This window comes from Paraburkholderia sp. J76, assembly GCF_905220295.1.
GTDB lineage: Bacteria > Pseudomonadota > Gammaproteobacteria > Burkholderiales > Burkholderiaceae > Paraburkholderia.
In genome coordinates this window covers 186,719-208,202 of sequence record NZ_CAJMZJ010000004.1, presented here as the reverse complement: position 1 = coordinate 208,202, position 21,484 = coordinate 186,719, and the positions used below count along the sequence as shown (strand labels likewise).

Here is a 21,484-nt window from a genome sequence, read left to right as displayed (position 1 = left end):
GCACAATAACACCATTTGAAGGCGGTTGCAGATCGCACTCATTCGATTCCTTCCCGATACGTTCGACGGGGCACGCCTTCGTTTATGCGACCCGGCTATACTTCACGCTTGTCTCGCGCGCGTGTCGGCTAGCCAGCCGGTTCGCGCGTTGAGTAGCTATCAGGTAGCGGACTCATGCCAGATTTACCCACTCATCTTTGGTATTCGATCACCAACCTCGGCGGCGCGGGCCTCACCCTGCCGCTCGCGTTGGCGATCGCGCTTTGGCTCGTGGCCGGCTACTCGTGGCGCATGGCGGCGAGCTGGGTGTTGCTGCTCGGCCTGGCAATCGGCCTCGTGACGCTCACCAAAATCGCGTTTCTCGGCTGGGGCGTGGGGGTAAGGGAACTGGACTTCACGGGCATCAGCGGCCACGCGATGCTTTCCACGGCCGTCTATCCCGTCGCATTTTTCCTGATGCTGCAAGGCGCGCCCGCCTTCGTGCGCGCCGCCGGCGTGACCATCGGGCTCGCGGTGGGGCTCGCGGTCGCACTCTCGCGCGTGGTGCTCGACGCCCACTCGCCTTCCGAGGCCGTCACGGGCTGCGTGGTAGGTGCGCTCACCGCGCTGGTGTTCGCGCGCTACTGGTGGCACGCGCAGGCGCAGCGCATTTCGGCGGCGGTTGTCGCGCTGAGCCTCGCAGCGCTGACTGTCGCGCTGCACAACGTGCACGTGCCTACGCATCGCTGGGTGACGAACATCGCGCTGACCGTTTCGGGCCACGACCGGCCCTATGTGCGCGCCAAATGGAAGGCCAATCGCCCCAACCGCGCGCCGGTCGCGCCTGTTTCGCAAACCCGCAACGGCCTCGCGCCACCCGCGCAGCGCCACGCCTGAAGCCGCTCGACCGGACGCTGCCCGGCCGCTCAGCCCGCCACGCCTAGCAGCACACTCGAAGCCTTGAACACCGCCGTCGCCGCTTCCCCTGCGGCGAATCCGAGCGCGTCCACGCTCGCGTCGGTCACGATCGCGGCGATCACCGCGCCGCCCGGCAGGGCGAGCGTCACTTCGGCGTTCACGGCGCCGCGCCGCACGACCTCGATCGTCCCGCTCAACCGGTTGCGCGCGGAAAGCCGCGCCGCATCGGCCGCGCTCGCGACCAGCACGACCGACGTCGCCTTCACGAGCGCCACCACGGGCGCGCCCGCGGCCAGGCCGAGGGCTTCCGCGCTCTCGCGCGTGATCGTGGCGACGAGCGTTTCGCCGCCGGGCAGCACGATCGACACCTCGTCGTTCACCGCTCCCCTCACGATCCCGGAGACGGTGCCGAAAAGCTGATTGCGTGCGCTCGTGCGCATGGTGAAGCGGCCGAGTACGGCCAGATCGCGCGCGAAACGGCCCGCGTTGGCGTCGGCGCCTTCGCTGGAAACGGCCCCGAGCGCGTGCGCCGCTCGTTCGAGAAAGCGCTGATGCTCGCGCTCGATGGCGCGAAACGTTTCGACGAGCCGCAGCGCCCGCGCCGTGAGCGTCGTCCCGCCGCCGCCCTTGCCGCCCGTCGCGCGCACCACGAGCGCCTCGCCGGCGAGATTGTTCATGACGTCCACGGCATCCCACGCGCCCTTGTAACTCATGCCGACCGCTTTCGCAGCGCCCGTGATCGAGCCCGTTGCGTGAATCGCTTCGAGCAGCGCGATGCGCGCCGCGCCACCGAGCATCTGCTGGCCGGAGCGAAACCAGACGGAGCCGCCAAGCCCGAGTTCCGGCGCTTCGAAAGACCGGGACGGGCCCGGGGAACCGGCGTCGGCGCCGCCGGTGGCTGTGGAGTTCGGATCGGTGGAGTTCATCATGCGCAAAACGAGCCCGGACAAGACGAAATGAGCGAAAGGTTCGGCGACGTTCCGCCAGAATCCGCCTGCGATTATAGAGACGCGCCTCAGCCGCCGCGCGCGACCTTCGGCTCGCCGAGTTCGCGCAGCAGGCGTTCGCCTTCCTTCGCCGTGTAGCGCTTGACCGCCTCGCACCAGCCGCGCGCGAACCCAAGCTGATACGGCTCGGCATCCATGCATTCGAGATAACGCAGGGCCACGGCGGCGTCGTTGCCGTCGCCGAGCACGCTCTGCAGCCGCGCGAGCGAGCGCGCCACCTCCACGCGCGTGCGGCGCGACGTGAGCGTGGCGAAGAACTCGATCGTGTAGCGCAAATACTTCGCATTGATGCGCGCGCGATGGCGGCTGGCCTCGTCGATGGCGGTGAGCTTTTGCGTGCTCGCGAGCTGCTCGTAGTAGCGCCGCACGCGCTTCTTCACGTGGCAGTGCAGCGAACGCCCCGCGCCGCCGTCGTCGTGCGCCCGCCGCGCGAGCGCGTCGAGCCACTGCAGCCACGCCAGCGCCGCCAGCGCGTAACGTTGCGACGCCAGCGCCTCGCGCAGCCGCGCGCGTGCGGCGAGCCGTTGCGCGTTCGCCTCGGCGCGAATCGCGTCCCAGCGCGCGGGCTCGACGTCGGCGGCGGCGAGCGCGGGCAGCGTGGACTCGACGAAAACGTCGCGGTCACGCGCGTCGCCGAGCAGTGCGCCGAGCCACTTGAGTTCCGGTTCGATGCGCGTCTCCCAGGTCTCGTCGCACCAGCGCGAGAAGATGCGCATGGCAGTGCGCAGCCGCCGCTGCGACACGCGCATCTGATGGATGAACTCGCCGTTCGTGCTGTCGCGCACACCCGCGTCGTTGCCGAACCACTGCGCGCTGATGTTGCGCCCGATCGCCACGAGCGCGGCTTCGGCCGTGGCCGCGCCCGCGAGATCCACGGCTTCGGCCTTGATGACTTCGGCGTCGCCGCTCACGCTGCCCTTCGTGGCCCGTTCGAGCGCGTCGGCTAGACGCACGAACGCGGGGAATGCCTCGATCAGGTCGGCCGCACAGGCAAACAACGCATCGACGACAGGCCGCTCGCCCTCGCCTTCAGGCCAGGGTGCGCTCACGCGCAACTCGTGCAGTTCGGGCAAGTCGGGCGGCGACGACGCGTCCGGCGGCTCGTGCAAATCTTCGTCTAACGTGAGCAGCACCTCGATGCCGTCGCGCGGCCACTGCCAGCGGCTGCGCGACGCGACGAGCGTAGCCGACACGCAGAGATCTCCCGCGCTGCCGAGCGCCTCGCGAAACGGTTGCGGCGCGGCGTCGAAGAGCGCGTGCGCCATGCCGTTTGCATCGAGCGCCGCTTCGAAGACCGGCGCGACCGCGGTGACGCCCGGCGTATGAACGCGCCGGCTCGACACGACGACGCACCGCGTGTCGCCGTGCGATTCGACCGCGACGCGCCAACCGAGCCTCGCAAGGACGCCACCGCGGTCGAAGGCAACCGTCGTCACGCATTCGCGCGCGTGGGGCAGCGCCACGAGCGCGGGCAACGCCGCGCACAGGCCGACGCGCCATTCCGAAGGCTTCGGGCTGGCGTGCGCCCCGGACACCGCTCGAGGGGCGACGGCTATTGAGTTTTTTCTATCCGGCGCTGCCGGGATCACGACATCCAGCACGATTTCCAGAACGCGATCCATGAACGCTCCAGGGTTCTGTGGGCGGGCGCGACGGTTGAGAACGGTGCAAGCGGATGGAAAGCCAGAACTGCGACGACGCGATCGATGGTACACGCGAGCGCGCCACGACGCGCCAGGTAGAGCCCCTGACCTTCCGCCGGGTATCTGATGACGGTCAAGACCGGCACGGCAAGACGGTGGAAAAATGATTACGTTTCAATTTCTTCCGTTTTGCCTATCTGTAAGGAGTATTGAGTGTTCCCAGAGTACAGAGATTTGATTTCGCGCCTCAAGGTTCAGGACGAGCATTTCGCCCGCATTTTTCATCGGCACAACGAACTCGACCAGCAGATCAAGAACATGGAGGCGGGTGTCGTGGCTTCGCATGGCATGGAAGTCGAGCAATTGAAAAAGGAAAAGCTTCAACTCAAGGACTCGCTCTACCTGATCCTGAGAAAGGCGGCAAACGCCTGAAGCAGGTGGTGCCCCGCGCTGGCCGTTAGTTGCCGACAGGCCAGCCCGGGTCATCGACCGTCCCCTCTCCCCACCCGTCGACACCATGCCTAAATCCATTCCCCTCTCCGCTTCCGACACCTCCGGTCCCGCTGCACGACTGCCCCTCGTCACGCCCCACAGCGCCGAGTTGCGCACCGTCGACAGTGCCGTCGACTCCGCTAGCGAGGTCATCGCGGGCGCTGTCCACGATCTCGTCGCGCGCACACAAGCTGAGCAAAATCCGCCCGCCATGCTGCTCGATTCGATCGCGGCCTTGATGCAAGGCATGTCGCCCGACGAAGTCGCCCAGTTGCGCAGCCTGATCCTCGAAGGCAACCCCGCCGACTGGCGCAACTCGCGCACGCGCCATCCCGACGAGGAACTTGCCATGGGTTGGCGCGAAGGCGCCTATCCCTATCGCAATTTGATGTCGCGTCGCGCGTATGAGCGGCAGAAGTATCGGCTGCAGGTCGAACTGCTCAAGCTCCAGGCGTGGGTGCGCGAATCCGGCCAGCGCGTGGTGATCCTGTTCGAGGGCCGCGACGCAGCGGGCAAAGGCGGCGCGATCAAGCGCTTCATGGAGCATATGAACCCGCGCGGGGCGCGCGTGGTGGCGCTCGAAAAGCCCACCGAAGTCGAGCGGGGCCAGTGGTATTTCCAGCGCTATGTGCAGCATCTGCCTTCGGCGGGGGAGATCGTGCTGTTCGACCGATCCTGGTACAACCGTGCGGGCGTCGAGCATGTCATGGGCTTTTGCTCGCCCGAGGAATACGCCGATTTCATGCAGCAGGTGCCGGAGTTCGAACGGCAGTTGATTCGCAGCGGCATCCACCTGATCAAGTTCTGGTTTTCGGTGAGCCGCGCCGAGCAGCGGCGGCGTTTCAAGGAACGCAAGGTGCATCCGCTCAAGCAGTGGAAGCTGAGCCCCGTCGATCTTGCGTCGCTCGACAAGTGGGAAGCCTATACGCAGGCGAAGGAGGCGATGTTCTCGCAAACCGACACCGCCGACGCGCCGTGGACCGTCGTTCGCTCCGATTGCAAGAAGCGAGCGCGGCTCAATGCCATGCGTTTCGTGCTGAACAAGCTGCCTTATGCGAGCCGGGATGGCGAGGCGATCGGGACGGTGGATCCGTTGCTGGTGAGCCGCGCCCTGTAGGCGAGGCGATCAGATCAAATCGCGCGAGGAACGTGCCGCCCACGTCCCTCGCGCTCAATTCCGGCTATCGCTTCTGGTTTCCCGACGGGTCAGCTAGGTCGCATACTGCGCCACGCCATTCCCGAACGACCAGTTCTCCCGCGCGACATCCACGAGATTCACGAACACATCCTCGCGCCTGACCCCCGGATCGCGCGCGAGGTTCTCGGCAATCTGCGCGAACAGCGCCTTCTTTTGATCTTGCCCGCGCGTATTGCTCACCGCGATCTGGATCATGACGAGATCGTCGCTGCGCTCGATCCCCAGGTAATGGCGGCCGAACACGAAGTTATCCGCGTCGTGCTCCGTGACGATCATGAAGATGTCGTCTTCGGGCGCCTTGAACACCTCCATCAGCGCCTGATGAACGCCTTGCGTGAGCGCCTTGCGATACGCGGCGGGCTTGCCCGCACGAACAGCGATACGAGTGAATGGCATGTCGATCTCCTTCTTTCGAATGGGTTTGACGTGACATCAGCTTAGGCGCGATCTATCATAATAAACAGACATAGATCGATATTTCATCCATTTCCAACTGAAATGAAACCATTGGATCTCGACGCCGTGCGCGCCTTCGTGCTCGTCGCCGAACTCTCCAGCTTCACGCGCGCCGCCGACGCCCTCGAAACCACGCAATCGGCCGTGAGCCTCAAGCTCAAGCGCCTCGAAGCGCATCTGGGCAAGCAGTTGCTCGAGCGCACGCCGCGCCTCGTGCGGCTTTCGGCGGATGGCCTCACGTTCCTCGCCGCGGCGCGTGACCTGCTGGGCGCTCACGAGCGCGCGCTCGGGGCGCTTTCAGGCGATGAACGGCGGCTCGCGCTCGGCCTGAGCGAGCATGTCGCGGATGCGAACCTCGCCCGCCAGCTTGCCCAGCTTCGCATTCACGATCCGGGGCTCGTGATCGAGTTGCATCTGGGACTCTCGGCACAACTGCTCGCGCAGTTCGACGAGCGGCGGCTCGATGCCGTCATCGTCCGGCAGGAGGAAGAAGAAGCGGCGCGCGGCGACGGCCGACGGCTCTTCGCGGAGCCGCTCGTCTGGCTCGCCGCGCCGCAATGGCAGTGGCAGCCCGGCATGGCGCTGCCGCTCGCGCTGCTCGCCGCGCCCTGCGCCGTGCGGGCGGCGGCAATTCGCGCGCTCGACGCCGCGGGCGTGGCGTGGACCGAAGTGTTCGTGGGCGGCGGCGTCGCCGCGGTGGGCGCGGCGCTGGCCGCTGGCCTGGCGGTATCGCCGCTGGCGCGCCGGGTCGCGCCGCGCGAACTCATCGACGTGGGCGCGCGGCTCGGCCTGCCCGCGCTGCCGGTTTCGCAAGTCACGCTTCACTCGCGGGTGCGCGAGCCTCGAACCGCCGCTACGTTGCAGCTGCTCGCTTCAGGGCTCGGCACGAATTAACGGGCGCTCAGATCAGGATGGGCGGCAGCGCATGCGGCGCGGGAGTCGCGCGCTGAACGCTCCATACGCCTGCTCGCACCCCGTCTCGCCGCAAATGCGGGGCGAGGATTATACCGAGTCCAAACTTGCAATAATCCATATATGGACTAATATCTACTAAAAGTTCAATTCAGGACTCGACCACCATGTCACCTGCCACTGCTTCCGTTTCCCCGTCGCGACGTCCCGGCGCCGAACCCTCGCTCACCGAAATGTCGGCGGCGGGGCTCAGGGCGTTCTTCCGGATTGCGAGCGACTGGAACCTGAGCGCCGAAGAGCAGATTATTCTGCTCGGCTCGCCGGGCCGATCCACGTTCTTCAAGTGGAAGCAGTCCCCGCAAACCGCCCGGCTCGGCCGCGACACACTCGAGCGCCTTTCGCTGCTGCTCGGCATCTACAAGGCGCTGCAGATTCTCCTGCCTCAACCCACCTCCGCAGACGCCTGGATCAAGCGTCCCAACAGCGCGCCGCCCTTTGGCGGCCGCCGCGCGCTCGACCGCATGCTGGCCGGCAACGTCAGCGACCTCGTAGCGGTGCGCCAGTATCTCGACGCAATGCGAGGCGGCTGGGCGTGACGCAATCGAACTGGCAAGACCGCTGGCGTAGCGTACAGCTCACCTGGTCGCCCGCGTTCAGGGTGATTCCCACCCGCTTTCCCGCCGTAAACCTGTTCGACCGCGTGGCTTCGGCGGACGACTTCGAGGCGCTTTACGCGCTCGAAGCGCTAACCAATGACCGCCTGCGCACTGAAACGGGCGACCTCGACCTTGTGCCGCGCGAGGAACGCCGCTTCGGTCCTGGCTATGGGCCGATCATGGCGGCCTTCACGCATCTGAATCCGCAGGGCAGCCGCTTTTCAGACGGCACCTACGGCGTGTTCTACTGTGCGCGCTCGCGCGCAACCGCCGTCGCGGAAACGCGCTATCACTCGGGACTTTTTCTCGCGGCCACGAACGAGCCGCCCATCCGCCAGCAAATGCGGCTCTACACGGTCATTGCGCATGGCGAGGTGATCGACCTGCGCGACGACCCCGCGCTCGACCCCGGCGTGCTCTCGCCCAACGACTACACGGCCGGCCAGGCGCTAGGCCGCGCCGCGCGCGAAGCGCGCGCGCCCGGCATTGCGTATCCGTCGGTGCGCGATGCGGACGGCGAATGTCTCGCCGCGCTCAGCACGACGCTGCTGCGCGCGTGCCATCACGCGGCGTATCTGGAATACAACTGGAATGGGCACACCATCGACATGGTGTTCGAGCTGAACCGCATCGTGTAGCGCAGCGGCGCGCCTCAGGGCAGCACGATCGCGGCCGCGCCGTGCGCAAGCGCTTCCACCTGCGAGACCGACCAGATGCGCGATGTGAGCGCCTCGACCATGGTCAGGCGTCCTTCGGTAATGAACGCTCCGGTGTCGATGAACACCTGCGCGCCGATCTGCCGGACCTCGCGCACTGGCGTGTGCCCGCAGAACGTGAGCGAGAGCGCATGGCGCGCCGGATCGCCCGTGCCGAGCACGAGATCGCGTCCCCACAGCATGCGTTCGCGGACTTCGGAGCTGAACTGGCCGCTGTCGAGCGCGGCGTCGTCGCCGAAAAATTCCGCGTGGATGATGTTGAAGCGCTTTTCGCCGTCGCCCACCACGCGCGCCAGCGGCAATTGACGCAGCCGCTGCGCGTAACGCACGAGTTCTGCGTCGGGCACGCCCTGCGCCCAGCCACCGCCGATGCCATACCAGCGATTACGCGGCATGCGCCCTTCGGCCACGGCGCACAGCGCGTCTTCGTGATTGCCCAGCACGGCGTAGAACCAGGGTTTGTCGAGTAGCGCGAGCGCCTGTTCGCACTGCTCGCGCTCGCCCCGGTCGACGAGATCGCCCACCGAAAAGAGCCGGTCGCGCGCGGTGTCGAATTCGACTTCGCGCAACAGATAGCGCAATGCCTCCACGCAACCGTGCAGGTCGCCGACAACGAAGTCGCGACCGGCAAGGTTGGGGGCATGGTGCTGCACGAGAATGTCGGTTTTTTGCGTCATGACTTCATCATAGCGCTGTGTGGGTGGGCCATATGAGCGACAAATATCGCATTGGTAACATTTGTGAACGGCGCCGCACAAAACAAGCCGGTGAGCAAGCGCCGTGCCTGCCTGCGCCCTGCGTACGTGTTCGAAAACGCCCCCCGCGGCGTGCGCGAGGTATTTGCCGCGCGCCGGGGAGGCAGGCAGTCGTGACCCGACGCGGCACACCGCAAGCTTGCATGCCGGGCATAACAGCGGGCCACCACTCGAGGGCCGCACGGTAGAATCGCCGCACTCATCCGAGCCAACCCCCGTCACCCTTCGTGCGTCATGCCATACGCCATGAATCTCATTCCGCAGGTGCTGCGCAACCGGCCGCACATGATGGTCGCCATCGCCGTGGGCGTCGTGCTCGGCGCATTCGCCCCCGCCTCGATCCACACTTCGGCGCGGATTCTGCTCGGCTGGGACGCCACGGTGTGGACCTACCTCGTGCTGATCTGGCTGCACATGGGGTTCGCAAACGAAGAGAACGTGCGCGAGAACGCGCGCCGCGAAGACGAGAACGCGGGCACCGTGCTGTTTCTCATCTGCACCGCGACGGTGGCGAGCATCGTCGCCATCGTCTTCGAACTGGGCACGACGAAGGACCTCGGCACGGCTTCGAAGGTGCTGCATTCGCTGCTTACCGGGCTCACGCTCATCGGGGCGTGGTTTCTCATTCCCACCATCTTCACGCTGCACTACGCACGCGTGTACTACGGCTCCGATCCCAACGAGCCCGCCCTCGTATTTCCCGACAAAAAGCTCACGCCGAACTACTGGGACTTTCTGTACTTCTCGTTCACCATCGCGTGTGCATCGCAAACCGCCGACATCGGCCTGCGCGGACGCAACGCACGGCGCGGTGTACTCGCGCAATCGATTTTGTCCTTCTACTTCAACGTTTCTGTGCTAGGGCTGTGCGTGAACATCGCCGCGAGCATGGTCGGTAGCTGAAACGCTCTCATTCGTCGCTGCAACGGATACCGGCAATCGCCGCCGGTTTCTTCACTCACCGCTCCTGCCTTTCGCCTGACCTCGCGCCCAACCCCGCGCCTGGGCTTTGAGAACGCACGCCTGCGCGCGGCGGCGCGCGCCCGCATGTCTCATGGGCATGTGCCTTGCTCCCCTTCCCCCCAAGTCGCCACGCGGCGCAAGTGGTTTGGTTCCCGCCTGCTCTTGCACTACTCTGAACAGGTGCCTCTCCACACGCGCAGCGCGGCACGCTCCGGCAAGCCCCCGGGCGGCGCGATCGCATGACGGCCAACGCCGTCTTGCATCCCCTTCGCCTGACGTACCTGGAATACGACCGATGGAACCTCCCCACGCCTATGCGCCGCGGATCTACTTCGTCCATTCAGTACTTGCAGGACCTCTCGACGCGTGGCCGGCACATATCGGCCGTGCGGCGTCCCTTGGCTTCGACCATGTTCTGATCGGTGCGCTGTTCGCCTCGGGTGCATCGGGCGACGACCGCATCGTCGCCGACCATACGCGCCTGAACGCGGCCTTCGGCAGCAAGCTTTCCGCCGACGACGCCTTGCGCGAACTCGCACTCGCCGCGCAATCGCGCGGCGTCACGCTGCTCGCGGATCTCGTGCTCGACCGCAGCGCCGCCGACGGCGCGCTCTACGCCGCGCATCCCGAATGGTTCCATCCCTTCGAGCCCGAAGAGGCGCGCCTCGATCCACGCCACGGCCACAGCGATGCCAACGTCGCCTACGCGGATTTCGAGCGCGCGAGCGCGCCGCTCATCGCATGGTGGACCGAACGCGCCATCGCGCTCGTCGAAGCGGGTATCGGCGGCTTTCGCGTGGACTCGCCGCACCGCACGCCGCCTCACGTGCTGCGCGCGATCTTCGATGCGGTACGCGCGCGCTACCCGCAAACGCGCTGGCTGGCCGCCACGCCAGGCCTGCCGCGCGAAGCGCTCGCGCACCTCGAAGGTGCAGGCTTCGACGCGGCCTTCTCCTCGCTGCGCTGGTGGGACTTCCAGTCGAGCTGGCTGGTCGAGGAGCACGCCGCGTTGCGCCGCGTGGGCTCGCCAGTCACGTTTCCCGAAGCACCCTACGGCACGCGCTACGCGCACGACCAGGACGGCGCCGCGGATGCGCGCGCCGTCGAGCGCGCCTATCGCCGCATGCTGCGCGCGTCGGCTGCGCTCGGCACCGGCTGGCTCATGCCGATGGGCTTCGAGTACGGCGTGGACGAAGCGATCTCGCATAGCGGCAACAGCGCGCACGCGTGGGAAGCCGCGAAGGCGCGCGCACCCTTCGATCTCAGCGCCGACGTCGCGCACGCCAATGCGCTGCAACGCGAAACGTGGACGCTGCAAACCAACGGCGAACTGCGCGCGCTCAACGGCCCTGGCGCAAGCGTCGCGGCGCTCTTGCGCGGCGATCGCGCGGACCTGCGCAGCGCAGGCGACGCCGTGCTCACGCTCATCAACCCCGCGCTTGCCGCGCCTGTGCGCGTGGATCTCTCGCGGCTGCTCGACGGCGTGCCTGGCGGCTTCACGCGCTTCGCGCCGCTCGATGCGCAAACGCTGCGCGGCGCACGCCGGCCCACGGCGCGCGATGCGAGCGCGATTCCCGACACGTTCACGCTGCCCGCCGGCGCATGCTGGATGTTCCGCGCCCTCGCGAGTCCGCTCGTGGTGCTCGCGCCGCCCGAAGATCGCGGCAAGACGCAGACGAGCGGCCACAAGAGCGTGCTCGAAGCGATTGCCGCGCCGCGCATCGCCATCGAGAGCGCGCAGCCCTCGGTCGATCACGGACGCTTCGTCGCGAAGCGCACCGTGGGCGAACGCTGCGAAGTGCGCGCGGCGATTTTCGCCGAAGGCCACGACAAGATCGACGCCGCCGTGCTCTGGCGCGCCGCCGACGAAACCGCGTGGCACGAATCCCCGATGTCGCCGGTGCTGCCCGCCGGAACCGACCTCTGGACGGGCCACATTCCCCTCGAACGCGTGGGACGCTACGAGTACGTCGTGATCGCCTGGCGCGACGACTTCGCCTCGCTCGCCGAGCATCTGCACAAGAAGCGCGTGGCGAACCAGCCCGTCGATCTGGAGCTGGAGGAAGCGAGCCGCCTGTTCGCGCTCGTGCTCGCCACGGCCGAAACGTCGGGCACGGACGACGCCGGCCAGAAGCACACCAACGAAACGCTCGACGCCATCGTCAAGCGCTTCATTGGTGCGGACACCGAAACACGTTGCGCGATCATCGCCGCGCCCTCCACGGCCGCGGCCGTGCGCGCCGCGCGCCATCGCCCGTTCCTGTCGCGCGATACGGTCGTGGGTCGCGTGGATGCGGAGCGCATCGCCGCGCGCTTCGCAAGCTGGTACGAGATCTTCCCGCGCTCGATGAGCGACGACGAATCGCGTCACGGCACATTCGACGACGTGATCGGGAAGATGCCGCGCATTCGCGAAATGGGCTTCGACGTGCTGTACTTTCCGCCCATTCACCCGATCGGACTCGCGAACCGTAAGGGGCGCAACAACACGCTCAATGCGCAGCCCGGCGACGTGGGCAGCCCCTATGCGATCGGCGCGGCCGAAGGCGGCCACACCGCCGTGCATCCGCAACTGGGCACGCTCGAAGACTTCTGCCGCATGCTCGCCGCGGCGCGCGAAAACGGCCTCGAAATCGCGCTCGATTTCGCGATTCAATGTTCGCCGGATCACCCGTGGCTGAAGGCGCATCCCACGTGGTTCGCGTGGCGGCCCGACGGCACGCTGCGTTACGCCGAAAACCCGCCGAAGAAGTATCAGGACATCGTGAACCCCGAGTTTTACGCGCACGACTCCAAGCCCGACTTGTGGCTCGCCCTGCGCGACGCGATCCTGTTCTGGGCAGACACGGGCGTGCGCATTTTCCGCGTGGACAACCCGCACACCAAGCCGCTGCCGTTCTGGGAATGGATGATCGCCGACGTGCGCGCGCGCCATCCCGACGTGATCTTCCTCTCCGAGGCCTTCACGCGGCCGCGCCTCATGTACCGGCTCGCCAAGCTCGGCTTCTCGCAGTCGTACACGTACTTCACATGGCGCGAATCGAAGCGCGAATTCACCGAGTACCTCACGGAACTCACGCAAACCGAAGTGCGCGACTTCTATCGGCCGAACTTCTTCGTCAATACGCCGGACATCAATCCGCGCCATTTGCAGACCGGCGCACGTTCGAGCTTCCTGATCCGCGCGGCGCTGGCCTCGACGCTTTCGGGGCTATGGGGCGTGTATTGCGGCTTCGAGCTGTGCGAAGGGCGCGCCATGCCAAATTCGGAAGAATATCTGGACTCCGAAAAATATCAGCTACGCGCGTGGGACTGGAATCGTCCGGGCAACATCGTCGCGGAAATCGCCACGCTCAACCGGATCCGCCGCGCCAATCCCGCGCTGCACTCGCATCTCGGCATTACATTTCTCGACGCGCACAACGACTCTCTGTTGTGCTTCGAAAAGGCCACGCCCGCGCGCGATAACGTGATCGTCGTGGCCATCAATCTCGACGCCTTCAACGAACAGGGCGCCGACTTCGAACTCTCGTGGGCGACGTTCCAGCGCTGGCACCTCGACGATCACGCCGCGCTCAATGTCGTCGACGAAATGACGGGCGAGCGCTTCGAGTGGCGCGGGCGCTGGCAACACGTGCGGCTCGATCCGCACGCGCGTCCGTTTGCGATCTGGCGCATCGAACCCGCGAACGGCTTGCCTCGCGAAGAGCCGCCGCCCGAATACGACGAGTACGCCGATGAGCGCGATGGACACATCGCAGGCCATCCCGAACTCGACGCCGACTTCCCGCCCGGAGGAGCGACATGAAACGCGACCCCGCTACGCACGAGCCTGTGGCAACCCACGTCCAGACCGTCACGCGAGACTCGACCGCACACGACCCGCACCACGAGGAACGCACGCAACGGCGCGGCAAGCCGTCTGTGCTTTCCGACGATCCGCTCTGGTACAAGGACGCGATCATCTACCAGGTGCACGTGAAATCGTTCTTCGATTCGAACAACGATGGCGTGGGCGATTTTCCGGGTCTGCTCGCCAAGCTGGACTACATCGCGGGCCTGGGCGTGACAGCGATCTGGCTGCTGCCGTTCTATCCCTCGCCGCGCCGCGACGACGGCTACGACATCGCCGACTATCGCAATGTGCACCCCGACTACGGCCAGCTCGCCGACGTGCGCCGCTTCATTCAGGAAGCGCATGCGCGCGGCATCCGCGTGATCACCGAGCTGGTCATCAACCATACGTCGGACCAGCACCCGTGGTTCCAGCGCGCGCGGCGCGCGAAGCCCGGCTCGAATCATCGCAACTACTACGTGTGGTCCGATACGGACCAGAAGTACCAGGGCACGCGCATCATCTTCATCGACTCGGAGCCGTCTAACTGGACGCACGACCCCGTGGCGGGCGCGTACTACTGGCACCGCTTCTATTCGCATCAACCCGATCTGAACTTCGACAATCCGTCCGTGCTGCGCGAAGTGCTGCAGGTCATGCGCTTCTGGCTCGACATGGGCATCGACGGGCTGCGCCTCGACGCGGTGCCTTACCTCGTGGAACGCGAAGGCACGAACAACGAGAACCTGCCCGAAACGCACAACATTCTCAAGCGCATCCGCGCGGCCATCGACGAGAACTACCCGAACCGCATGCTGCTGGCCGAAGCGAACCAGTGGCCCGAAGATGTGCAGGAGTACTTCGGCAACGAAGACGAATGCCACATGGCGTTCCACTTCCCGCTGATGCCGCGCCTCTACATGGCGATTGCAAGCGAGGACCGCTTCCCGATTCTCGACATCATGAAGCAGACGCCTGACCTGCTGCCGACGTGCCAGTGGGCGATCTTCCTGCGCAATCACGACGAACTCACGCTCGAAATGGTCACCGACTCCGAGCGCGATTATCTCTGGAACACCTATGCGAGCGACCGGCGCGCACGCCTGAACCTCGGCATTCGCCGGCGACTCGCGCCGCTCATGGAGCGCGACCGCCGCCGCATCGAACTCATCAACTCGCTGCTGCTCTCCATGCCCGGCACGCCCGTGATCTATTACGGCGACGAACTCGGCATGGGCGACAACATTCACCTGGGCGACCGCGACGGCGTGCGTACGCCGATGCAGTGGTCGTCGGACCGCAACGGCGGCTTCTCGCGCGCCGACCCCGAACAGCTCGTGCTGCCGCCGCTCATGGGCTCGCTCTACGGCTACGACGCCATCAACGTCGAAGCGCAAAGCCGCGATCCGCATTCGCTGCTCAACTGGACGCGCCGCATGCTCGCCACGCGCCGCGCGAAGCAGGCGTTCGGGCGCGGCACGATCCGCTTCCTGCGCCCGGCGAACCGCAAGATCCTCGCGTACCTGCGCGAAATGCCCGGCGAAGCGCCGATCTTGTGCGTGGCGAATCTGTCGCGCGCGCCGCAGGCGGTGGAACTCGACCTCTCCGAATTCGCGGGCATGTCCCCGGTGGAAATGACGGCCGACTCCGTGTTCCCCGCCATCGGGCAGTTGCCTTATCTCTTGACCTTCCCGCCCTACGGTTTCCTGTGGTTCCTGCTGAGCGCAGGCAATCAGCGGCCATCATGGAGCCAGCCTATCTCCGAACAATTGCCCGAGTTCGTGACCGTGGTGCTGCGCGAAGGACAGCAGGGCGCGACGCCTGAAAACGTGCGCCTGCTCGAATCGGAAGTGCTGCCTTCGTGGCTCTCGCGGCGCCGCTGGTTCGCCTCGAAGGACAAGGGGCTGCGTTCGGTTCGCCTCGCGGCGCTCACGACGATCCACGGCGCGGGCTTCGCATTCACCGAAATCGAGGCCGAACTCGCGGATGGCACGAGCGAACGCTACGTACTCCCAATCGCCATCACCTGGGGCACCGAAATCACCACGCCGCTGCACATCCAGCTCGCGCTGTCGCGCGTGCGGCGCGGACGCACGGTGGGTTACCTCACGGATGCGTTCTCGCTGCCGTGGTTCGCCTACGGCGTGCTGCGCAAGCTGCGCGAGCGCGCCGCGGTGCCTACCGTGCAGCAGAGCACCATCCGCTTCGAGCCGACGGACCGCATCGACGAACTGAACCTCGGCGAGACGCCGGAAGTGCGCTGGCTCGCCGCCGAGCAAAGCAACAGCTCGCTTGTGATCGCCGAAACGCTCGTGCTCAAGATCGTTCGCCGGTTGATGGCGGGCGTACACCCCGAAGCGGAAATGAGCCGCTACCTCACGAAACTCGGCTACGCGAACACCGCGCCGCTCTATGGCGAAGTGGTCCGCGTGGACCCCGCGGGCGTGCCTCACACGCTCATCATCGTGCAAGGTTTCATCGACAACCAGGGCAATGCGTGGGACTGGGCGCTCGACTATCTGCGCCGCACGGTCGACGAACTCGCGCTCGCGATGGACGACGACACGAGCATCGACCAGGCGCACGAAGAAGAAGCCGTGCAGGGCTACTGCACGGTGATCGGCGCGATCGGCAAGCGCCTGGGCGAGTTGCACGCCATGCTTTCGCGGCCCAGCGACGACGAAGCCTTCTCGCCCGTGGCCGCCACGCCCGACGACGTGCGCGCATGGATCGCCGACGCGAAGACCATGCTCAACGAAGCGCTCGACATCGTTGCGCAGCATACCGGCGAGGACGAGCAAACGCTCGACGCAGACGCACGCGATCTCGCACGCAGCATCATCGATCGCCGCGAGGCATTGCTCGCGAAGCTCGACGAACTCGTGCCGCACGACACGAAGGCCGCGCGCATCCGCATACACGGCGACTTCCACCTGGGCCAGGTCCTGATTTCGCAGGGCGACGCGTATCTGATCGACTTCGAGGGCGAGCCCGCTCGCGCGCTCGAATACCGGCGCGCGAAGGCCTCGCCGCTGCGCGACGTGGCGGGCCTCCTGCGCTCGCTTTCGTATGCGGGCGCCGCCGCGCAATCGACACTCGAAAACGCGCCGCAGCAAGTCGTCGATCGCAAGCGCGCCCTCTTCGAGCGCTTCCGGGGCTACGCCGCCGAAGCGTTCCTGAGCCAGTATCGCGCGGCCGTCGCCGAAGGACCGCTCACGCTCGTGAGCGCTTCACAGGAGCAGGCGCTGCTCGACCTGTTCCTGATCGAGAAGGCGGCCTACGAGATCCGCTACGAAGCGGCGAACCGCCCTGCCTGGCTCGCACTGCCGGTACGCGGACTCGCCGCGCTGACCGCACGCGTGCTCGGGCTCACTTCCACGCAGTCCACACAATCGCACTCCGGCGGAGGTGGCCATGGTTGATCGCGTGCCCCAAGCCGGGCTAAGTCCGCTCGATGCCGACGCGCTCGCCGGAGCCTGGCACTCCGATCCTTTCGCCGTGCTCGGGCTGCACTGGGTGGACGGCGCGCCCTATGTGCGCGCCTGGCTGCCGAACGCCTCGGGCGCGAGCGTGGTGGCGCGCGACCGCGCCCACACGCTCGGCGAACTCACGCTCGTACACCCGGCGGGACTCTACGCAGGCCCGCTGGCGGAAGCCGTGCCCTACCGCCTCGTGGTCGACTGGCATGGCGTGAGCCAGGAAATCGAGGACACCTATTCATTCGGTCCGCAGCTCTCGCACGAAGCGCTCATGCGTCTCGCCGACGGCGATCCCTACGCGGTGCTCGAATGCCTCGGCGCGCGGCCGATGACGTGCGACGGCGTGCCCGGCGTGCGCTTTGCCGTCTGGGCGCCGAATGCGAAGCGCGTTTCCGTGGTAGGCGACTTCAACGCGTGGGACGGGCGGCGTCACCCCATGCGGCTGCGCCACGAAGCCGGCGTCTGGGAGCTTTTCGTCCCGCGTGTGGCGCCCGGCGCGCGCTACAAGTTCGAGATACTTGGCGCGCGCGGCGTGGTCCTGCCGCTCAAGGCCGATCCCTGCGCACTGCAGACAGAATGTCCGCCGGGCACCGCGTCGATCGTCGCGCCCCTGGAAGCGATCGACCACTACCCGTGGCGCGATCAGGAATGGCTGCAAACGCGGGCGGAACGGCAAAACGCCCGCGCGGCCATGTCGATCTACGAGGTGCATGCGCCTTCGTGGCTGCCCACGCAAGGCGCAGACGCCCCCGCGCCCGACTGGGCCGCGCTCGCCGATCGTCTGATTCCCTACGCGCAGGGCATGGGCTTCACGCATATCGAACTGCTGCCCGTGGCGGAACATCCGTTCGGCGGATCGTGGGGCTATCAGCCGCTGGCGCAGTTCGCGCCCACCGCGCGTCTTGGGCCGCCCGCGGACTTCGCGGCGTTCGTCGATCGCGCGCACGAAGCCGGACTCGGCGTGATTCTCGACTGGGTGCCCGCGCACTTTCCGAACGACGCGCACGGGCTGATCGACTTCGACGGCACGCCGCTCTATGAGCACGCCGACCCGCGCGAGGGCTATCACCCCGACTGGAACACGATGATCTACAACCTGGGACGCCGCGAGGTGAGCGCGTTCCTCATTGCGTCGGGACTCGCGTGGCTCATGCGCTATCACGTGGACGGGTTGCGCGTGGACGCGGTGGCCTCCATGCTGTACCGCGACTATTCGCGCGCGCAAGGCGAATGGGTGCCCAACATTTACGGCGGCCGCGAAAACCTCGAATCCATTGCGTTTTTGAAGCGCCTCAACCATGAAACGCAGTACGTTCCGCAACGCCCGGGCGTCATCACCATTGCTGAGGAATCCACAGCTTGGCCGGGCGTCACGGCCCGCCCGGAAGACGGCGGCCTCGGCTTCCAGTTCAAGTGGAACATGGGCTGGATGCACGACACGCTGCACTACATGCACGAGGACCCCGTTTATCGCCGCTATCACCATCACCTGATGACGTTCGCGATGGTCTACGCGTGGTCGGAGCGCTTCGTGCTGCCGCTTTCGCACGATGAAGTCGTGCACGGCAAAGGGTCGCTGCTCGGCAAGATGCCGGGCGACCGCTGGCAGAAGTTCGCCAACCTTCGCGCGTATTTCGGCTTCATGTGGGCGCATCCCGGCAAGAAGCTGCTTTTCATGGGCGGCGAATTCGGGCAGATGGCCGAATTCGATCACGACGGCACGCCGCACTGGAATCTGCTCGACGACCCGCTGCACCGCGGCGTGCAAACGCTCGTGCGCGACCTCAACCGCCTCTATGCGAGCGAGCCCGCGCTCTACGCGCTCGACTCGGAACCCGGCGGCTTCGAGTGGCTGGTTTCCGACGACAACGAAAACAGCGTGCTCGCGTGGCGCCGCGTGGACGGCTCGGGCCGCGAGATCGTGGTGATCTGCAACTTCACGCCGCTGCCGCGCCACGGCTACCGTATCGGCTTGCCACAGCCGGGACAATGGGAAGAAGCGCTCAACACCGACGCCGAAGTCTACGGCGGCTCGAACATGGGCAACGGGGGTGTCGTCCACACGGAGAACGTGGCGAGCCACGGCAAGGCGCAATCGGCCGCGCTCGTCGTGCCGCCGCTCGGCACGCTGATTCTGCGTCTGCGCCGATAGCGAGAGACGGTGCGGCGGCGGGATTTGATCAGGAATCCGATGCAAATCGAAGAACAACACAGGGAGCATCGCCATGGCAAACGGGCCGCCTGATCGCCTGTTGCCGGGCTCCCCGTGGCCGCTCGGCGCGACGTGGGACGGCCTGGGCACGAACTTCGCCGTGTTCTCGTCCCACGCCTGGCGCATCGAGCTGTGCCTCTTCGATCCCACCGGCCGCAAGGAACGCATTCGCTACACGCTGCCCGAGTGCACCGACGAAATATGGCACGGCTATCTGCCGGGCGCGCATCCGGGCACGGTGTACGGGCTGCGCGCGCATGGGCCGTATCAGCCGCATCTGGGGCATCGCTTCAATCCGCACAAGCTGCTGCTGGACCCTTACGCGAAACAGCTCATCGGCCAGTTTCGCTGGTCGGACACGCTCTATGGCTATCGCGCGCATTCGAACCGCGTGGACCTCTCGATCGACCGGCGCGACTCCGCGCCCGCCATGCCTAAATGCGTCGTGGTCAACGACAACTTCGACTGGTCGCACGACCGGCGGCCCAATACGCCCTGGGGCGACACCGTGATTTACGAGGCGCATCTGCGCGGGCTGTCGATGCAGCGGCACGATTTGCGCACGCACATGCGGGGCACGTTTGCCGGGCTCGCCGCGCCGCGTTTCATCGAGCATCTGCACAAGCTCGGCGTGACCGCCATCGAAATCCTGCCCGTGCATGCGTTTCTCTCCGAACGCTTTCTGATCGATCGTGGACTGCGCAACTACTGGGGCTACAACGCGGCCGCGTTCTTCGCGCCCGAGCCCGGCTACCTGGTGGGCTACGACACCGACGAAATGCGCATTGCCGTGCGCCAGTTTCATGCGGCGGGAATCGAGGTCATTCTCGACGTGGTCTACAACCACACTTGCGAAAGCGGCGAAATGGGTCCCACCGTCTCATGGCGCGGCCTCGACAATGCCAGCTATTACCGCTGCGTGCCCGGCGACGAGCGCCACTTCATCAACGACACGGGCTGCGGCAACACGCTCGACTTTTCGCATCCGCGCGTGCTGCAGATGGTCGCCGACTCGCTGCGCCACTGGGTTACGTCATACGGTATCGACGGCTTTCGCTTCGATCTCGGCGTCACGCTCGGGCGCGAGCCCGCGGGCTTCGACCCGAACGGCGGTTTCTTCGACGTGCTGCGGCAGGACCCCGTCCTTTCGCAATGCAAACTGATTTCCGAGCCGTGGGACGTAGGTCCCGGCGGCTATCAGCTAGGCAATCATCCGCCCGGCTTTTCCGAGTGGAACGACCGCTTTCGCGACAGCGTGCGGCGCTACTGGCGCGGCGCGCCGGGCCAGCGCGCCGACCTCGCCGCGCGCCTCACGGGCAGCGCCGATCTGTTCGACAAGCGCAAACGCCGGCCTTGGGCGTCGATCAATTTCGTCACTTCGCACGACGGATTCACGCTGGCCGACCTCGTTTCGTACGAGCGCAAGCACAACGAGGCCAACGGCGAGGAGAACCGCGACGGCCACAACGAAAACTGGAGCGCGAACTGGGGCGTGGAAGGTCCCACCGACGACCCCGCCATCCTCGCCACGCGTGCGCGCGTGGCGCGCTCGATGATGGCCACGCTCTTCATCGCGCTCGGCACGCCCATGCTGCTCGCGGGCGACGAGGCCTGCCGCACGCAGCGCGGCAACAACAACGCGTACTGCCAGGACAACGATATTTCATGGTTCGACTGGGCGCTCGCCGAAACGCCTCAGGGCAAGGCCATGACGCGGTTCGCCGCCCGCGTGATCGCGCTGCGCCGCGACCATCCGCTGCTGCGCGAAACGCGCTTCTTGTTCGGCGAGCGCGAGCTGATGCCCGGCGTGCACGACATCGACTGGTTCGACGAACGCGGCGAATCGCTCTCGCCCGAGGCCTGGCACGACCCGCAGGCGTGCGCGTTCACGATGCGTCGCGCGGGAGCGGGACTCCACGGCCAAATGGAAGTATTGTTGATGATGCTGAACGCCTCGCAGGGCGCGGTGACTTTCGTCGCGCCCGCGCCGCGCATGGCATGGGAGGTGCTGCTCGATACCGCGCGTCCCGATGCGGCGCCCTACGCGCTGCCCGATACGACGTACGAGCTGGCTGCCCGCGCGCTTGCCGTGCTCCGCGCCCGACCGGCGCGCGCCGAGGCGCACCGCAAGCACGGCACGCGCGACGACACGCCGACGCCCGACCCGCGCCGCACGCCGGACACGCCCGAGCCGGGCGCGGGCCACGACGACGCTGGCGAGCAACGCCAGGTAGAAGATAGGTACAGGTAAGGACGCAACCAG

The 21,484-nt window shown here is 66.5% G+C and carries 16 protein-coding genes; 12 read left to right on the top strand and 4 right to left on the bottom strand.

The features are described from left to right. The first annotated feature begins 174 nt into the window (after positions 1–174). Entirely contained in the window at positions 175–876 is a 702-nt protein-coding gene (locus U5768_RS10100; protein ID WP_322030242.1) for a phosphatase PAP2 family protein, read from the top strand. 29 nt (positions 877–905) lie between these two features. Here U5768_RS10100 and U5768_RS10095 read toward each other — a convergent pair whose 3' ends face one another. After that, the gene (locus tag U5768_RS10095) at positions 906–1,694 is read right to left on the bottom strand and encodes a TOBE domain-containing protein (protein ID WP_415913882.1); all 789 of its coding nucleotides are present in this window, start codon (positions 1,692–1,694) and stop codon (positions 906–908) included. A gap of 218 nt (positions 1,695–1,912) precedes the next feature. Then, positions 1,913–3,526, bottom strand: a complete 1,614-nt coding sequence (locus tag U5768_RS10090) for a CHAD domain-containing protein (protein WP_322030240.1) — start codon at positions 3,524–3,526, stop codon at positions 1,913–1,915. Positions 3,527–3,579: 53 nt separating this feature from the next. Between U5768_RS10090 and U5768_RS10085 the strand changes: the two genes are divergently transcribed. The 3 genes from U5768_RS10085 to ppk2 all read left to right on the top strand — a co-directional run bounded on the left by U5768_RS10085 (position 3,580) and on the right by ppk2 (position 5,156). Next, on the top strand, positions 3,580–3,714 hold the full coding sequence (locus U5768_RS10085) for a hypothetical protein (protein WP_322030239.1): 135 nt from the start codon (positions 3,580–3,582) through the stop codon (positions 3,712–3,714). 46 nt (positions 3,715–3,760) lie between these two features. Beyond that, the gene (locus tag U5768_RS10080; protein WP_322030238.1) at positions 3,761–3,979 is read left to right on the top strand and encodes a YdcH family protein; all 219 of its coding nucleotides are present in this window, start codon (positions 3,761–3,763) and stop codon (positions 3,977–3,979) included. 85 nt (positions 3,980–4,064) lie between these two features. Continuing rightward, positions 4,065–5,156 (top strand): polyphosphate kinase 2, encoded by a 1,092-nt coding sequence (gene ppk2, locus U5768_RS10075; protein ID WP_415913875.1) that lies wholly within the window; start codon positions 4,065–4,067, stop codon positions 5,154–5,156. A gap of 93 nt (positions 5,157–5,249) precedes the next feature. On the opposite strand, the gene U5768_RS10070 is transcribed toward ppk2, so the two are convergent. Further along, positions 5,250–5,633 carry a tautomerase family protein gene (locus U5768_RS10070; RefSeq protein WP_322030237.1) on the bottom strand — a complete coding sequence of 128 codons (384 nt, stop codon included), beginning with the start codon at positions 5,631–5,633 and terminating at the stop codon, positions 5,250–5,252. Between the two features lie 102 nt (positions 5,634–5,735). On the opposite strand from U5768_RS10070, the gene U5768_RS10065 reads away from it, so the two are divergent. The 3 genes from U5768_RS10065 to U5768_RS10055 all read left to right on the top strand — a co-directional run bounded on the left by U5768_RS10065 (position 5,736) and on the right by U5768_RS10055 (position 7,899). Continuing rightward, the gene (locus U5768_RS10065) at positions 5,736–6,587 is read left to right on the top strand and encodes a LysR family transcriptional regulator (RefSeq protein ID WP_322030236.1); all 852 of its coding nucleotides are present in this window, start codon (positions 5,736–5,738) and stop codon (positions 6,585–6,587) included. Between the two features lie 251 nt (positions 6,588–6,838). Then, positions 6,839–7,201 carry an MbcA/ParS/Xre antitoxin family protein gene (locus tag U5768_RS10060; RefSeq protein WP_415913881.1) on the top strand — a complete coding sequence of 121 codons (363 nt, stop codon included), beginning with the start codon at positions 6,839–6,841 and terminating at the stop codon, positions 7,199–7,201. Further along, on the top strand, positions 7,198–7,899 hold the full coding sequence (locus tag U5768_RS10055) for an RES family NAD+ phosphorylase (RefSeq protein ID WP_322030234.1): 702 nt from the start codon (positions 7,198–7,200) through the stop codon (positions 7,897–7,899). The genes U5768_RS10060 and U5768_RS10055 overlap by 4 nt, the downstream gene beginning before the upstream one ends. A gap of 14 nt (positions 7,900–7,913) precedes the next feature. On the opposite strand, the gene U5768_RS10050 is transcribed toward U5768_RS10055, so the two are convergent. Next, entirely contained in the window at positions 7,914–8,654 is a 741-nt protein-coding gene (locus U5768_RS10050) for a metallophosphoesterase (protein ID WP_322030233.1), read from the bottom strand. A 324-nt stretch (positions 8,655–8,978) separates the two neighbouring features. On the opposite strand from U5768_RS10050, the gene U5768_RS10045 reads away from it, so the two are divergent. From U5768_RS10045 to glgX, 5 genes are all read left to right on the top strand, one after another. Continuing rightward, a complete protein-coding gene (locus U5768_RS10045) occupies positions 8,979–9,635 on the top strand; it encodes a DUF1345 domain-containing protein (RefSeq protein ID WP_322030232.1) in 657 nt (218 codons plus the stop codon). Positions 9,636–9,990: 355 nt separating this feature from the next. Next, entirely contained in the window at positions 9,991–13,503 is a 3,513-nt protein-coding gene (locus tag U5768_RS10040) for a maltotransferase domain-containing protein (RefSeq protein ID WP_322030231.1), read from the top strand. Next, on the top strand, positions 13,500–16,952 hold the full coding sequence (gene treS / locus U5768_RS10035; RefSeq protein ID WP_322030230.1) for a maltose alpha-D-glucosyltransferase: 3,453 nt from the start codon (positions 13,500–13,502) through the stop codon (positions 16,950–16,952). Before U5768_RS10040 ends, treS begins: the two co-directional genes overlap by 4 nt. Then, complete coding sequence (glgB, locus tag U5768_RS10030) at positions 16,945–19,161, top strand: 1,4-alpha-glucan branching protein GlgB (protein WP_322030229.1); 2,217 nt, start codon at positions 16,945–16,947, stop codon at positions 19,159–19,161. The genes treS and glgB overlap by 8 nt, the downstream gene beginning before the upstream one ends. A gap of 73 nt (positions 19,162–19,234) precedes the next feature. Continuing rightward, positions 19,235–21,472, top strand: a complete 2,238-nt coding sequence (glgX, locus tag U5768_RS10025; RefSeq protein WP_322030228.1) for a glycogen debranching protein GlgX — start codon at positions 19,235–19,237, stop codon at positions 21,470–21,472. Positions 21,473–21,484: the final 12 nt, after the last annotated feature.

Bases quoted from the DNA above. Each gene is read 5' to 3' on its own strand.
- U5768_RS10100 (WP_322030242.1), top strand. From the start codon at position 175: ATGCCAGATTTACCCACTCATCTTTGGTATTCGATCACCAACCTCGGC.
- U5768_RS10095 (WP_415913882.1), bottom strand. From the start codon at position 1,694: ATGCTCGGTGGCGCGGCGCGCATCGCGCTGCTCGAAGCGATTCACGCA.
- U5768_RS10090 (WP_322030240.1), bottom strand. From the start codon at position 3,526: ATGGATCGCGTTCTGGAAATCGTGCTGGATGTCGTGATCCCGGCAGCG.
- U5768_RS10085 (WP_322030239.1), top strand. From the start codon at position 3,580: ATGGAAAGCCAGAACTGCGACGACGCGATCGATGGTACACGCGAGCGC.
- ppk2 (WP_415913875.1), top strand. From the start codon at position 4,065: ATGCCTAAATCCATTCCCCTCTCCGCTTCCGACACCTCCGGTCCCGCT.
- U5768_RS10070 (WP_322030237.1), bottom strand. From the start codon at position 5,633: ATGCCATTCACTCGTATCGCTGTTCGTGCGGGCAAGCCCGCCGCGTAT.
- U5768_RS10065 (WP_322030236.1), top strand. From the start codon at position 5,736: ATGAAACCATTGGATCTCGACGCCGTGCGCGCCTTCGTGCTCGTCGCC.
- U5768_RS10060 (WP_415913881.1), top strand. From the start codon at position 6,839: ATGTCGGCGGCGGGGCTCAGGGCGTTCTTCCGGATTGCGAGCGACTGG.
- U5768_RS10050 (WP_322030233.1), bottom strand. From the start codon at position 8,654: ATGACGCAAAAAACCGACATTCTCGTGCAGCACCATGCCCCCAACCTT.
- U5768_RS10045 (WP_322030232.1), top strand. From the start codon at position 8,979: ATGAATCTCATTCCGCAGGTGCTGCGCAACCGGCCGCACATGATGGTC.
- U5768_RS10040 (WP_322030231.1), top strand. From the start codon at position 9,991: ATGGAACCTCCCCACGCCTATGCGCCGCGGATCTACTTCGTCCATTCA.
- treS (WP_322030230.1), top strand. From the start codon at position 13,500: ATGAAACGCGACCCCGCTACGCACGAGCCTGTGGCAACCCACGTCCAG.
- glgB (WP_322030229.1), top strand. From the start codon at position 16,945: ATGGTTGATCGCGTGCCCCAAGCCGGGCTAAGTCCGCTCGATGCCGAC.
- glgX (WP_322030228.1), top strand. From the start codon at position 19,235: ATGGCAAACGGGCCGCCTGATCGCCTGTTGCCGGGCTCCCCGTGGCCG.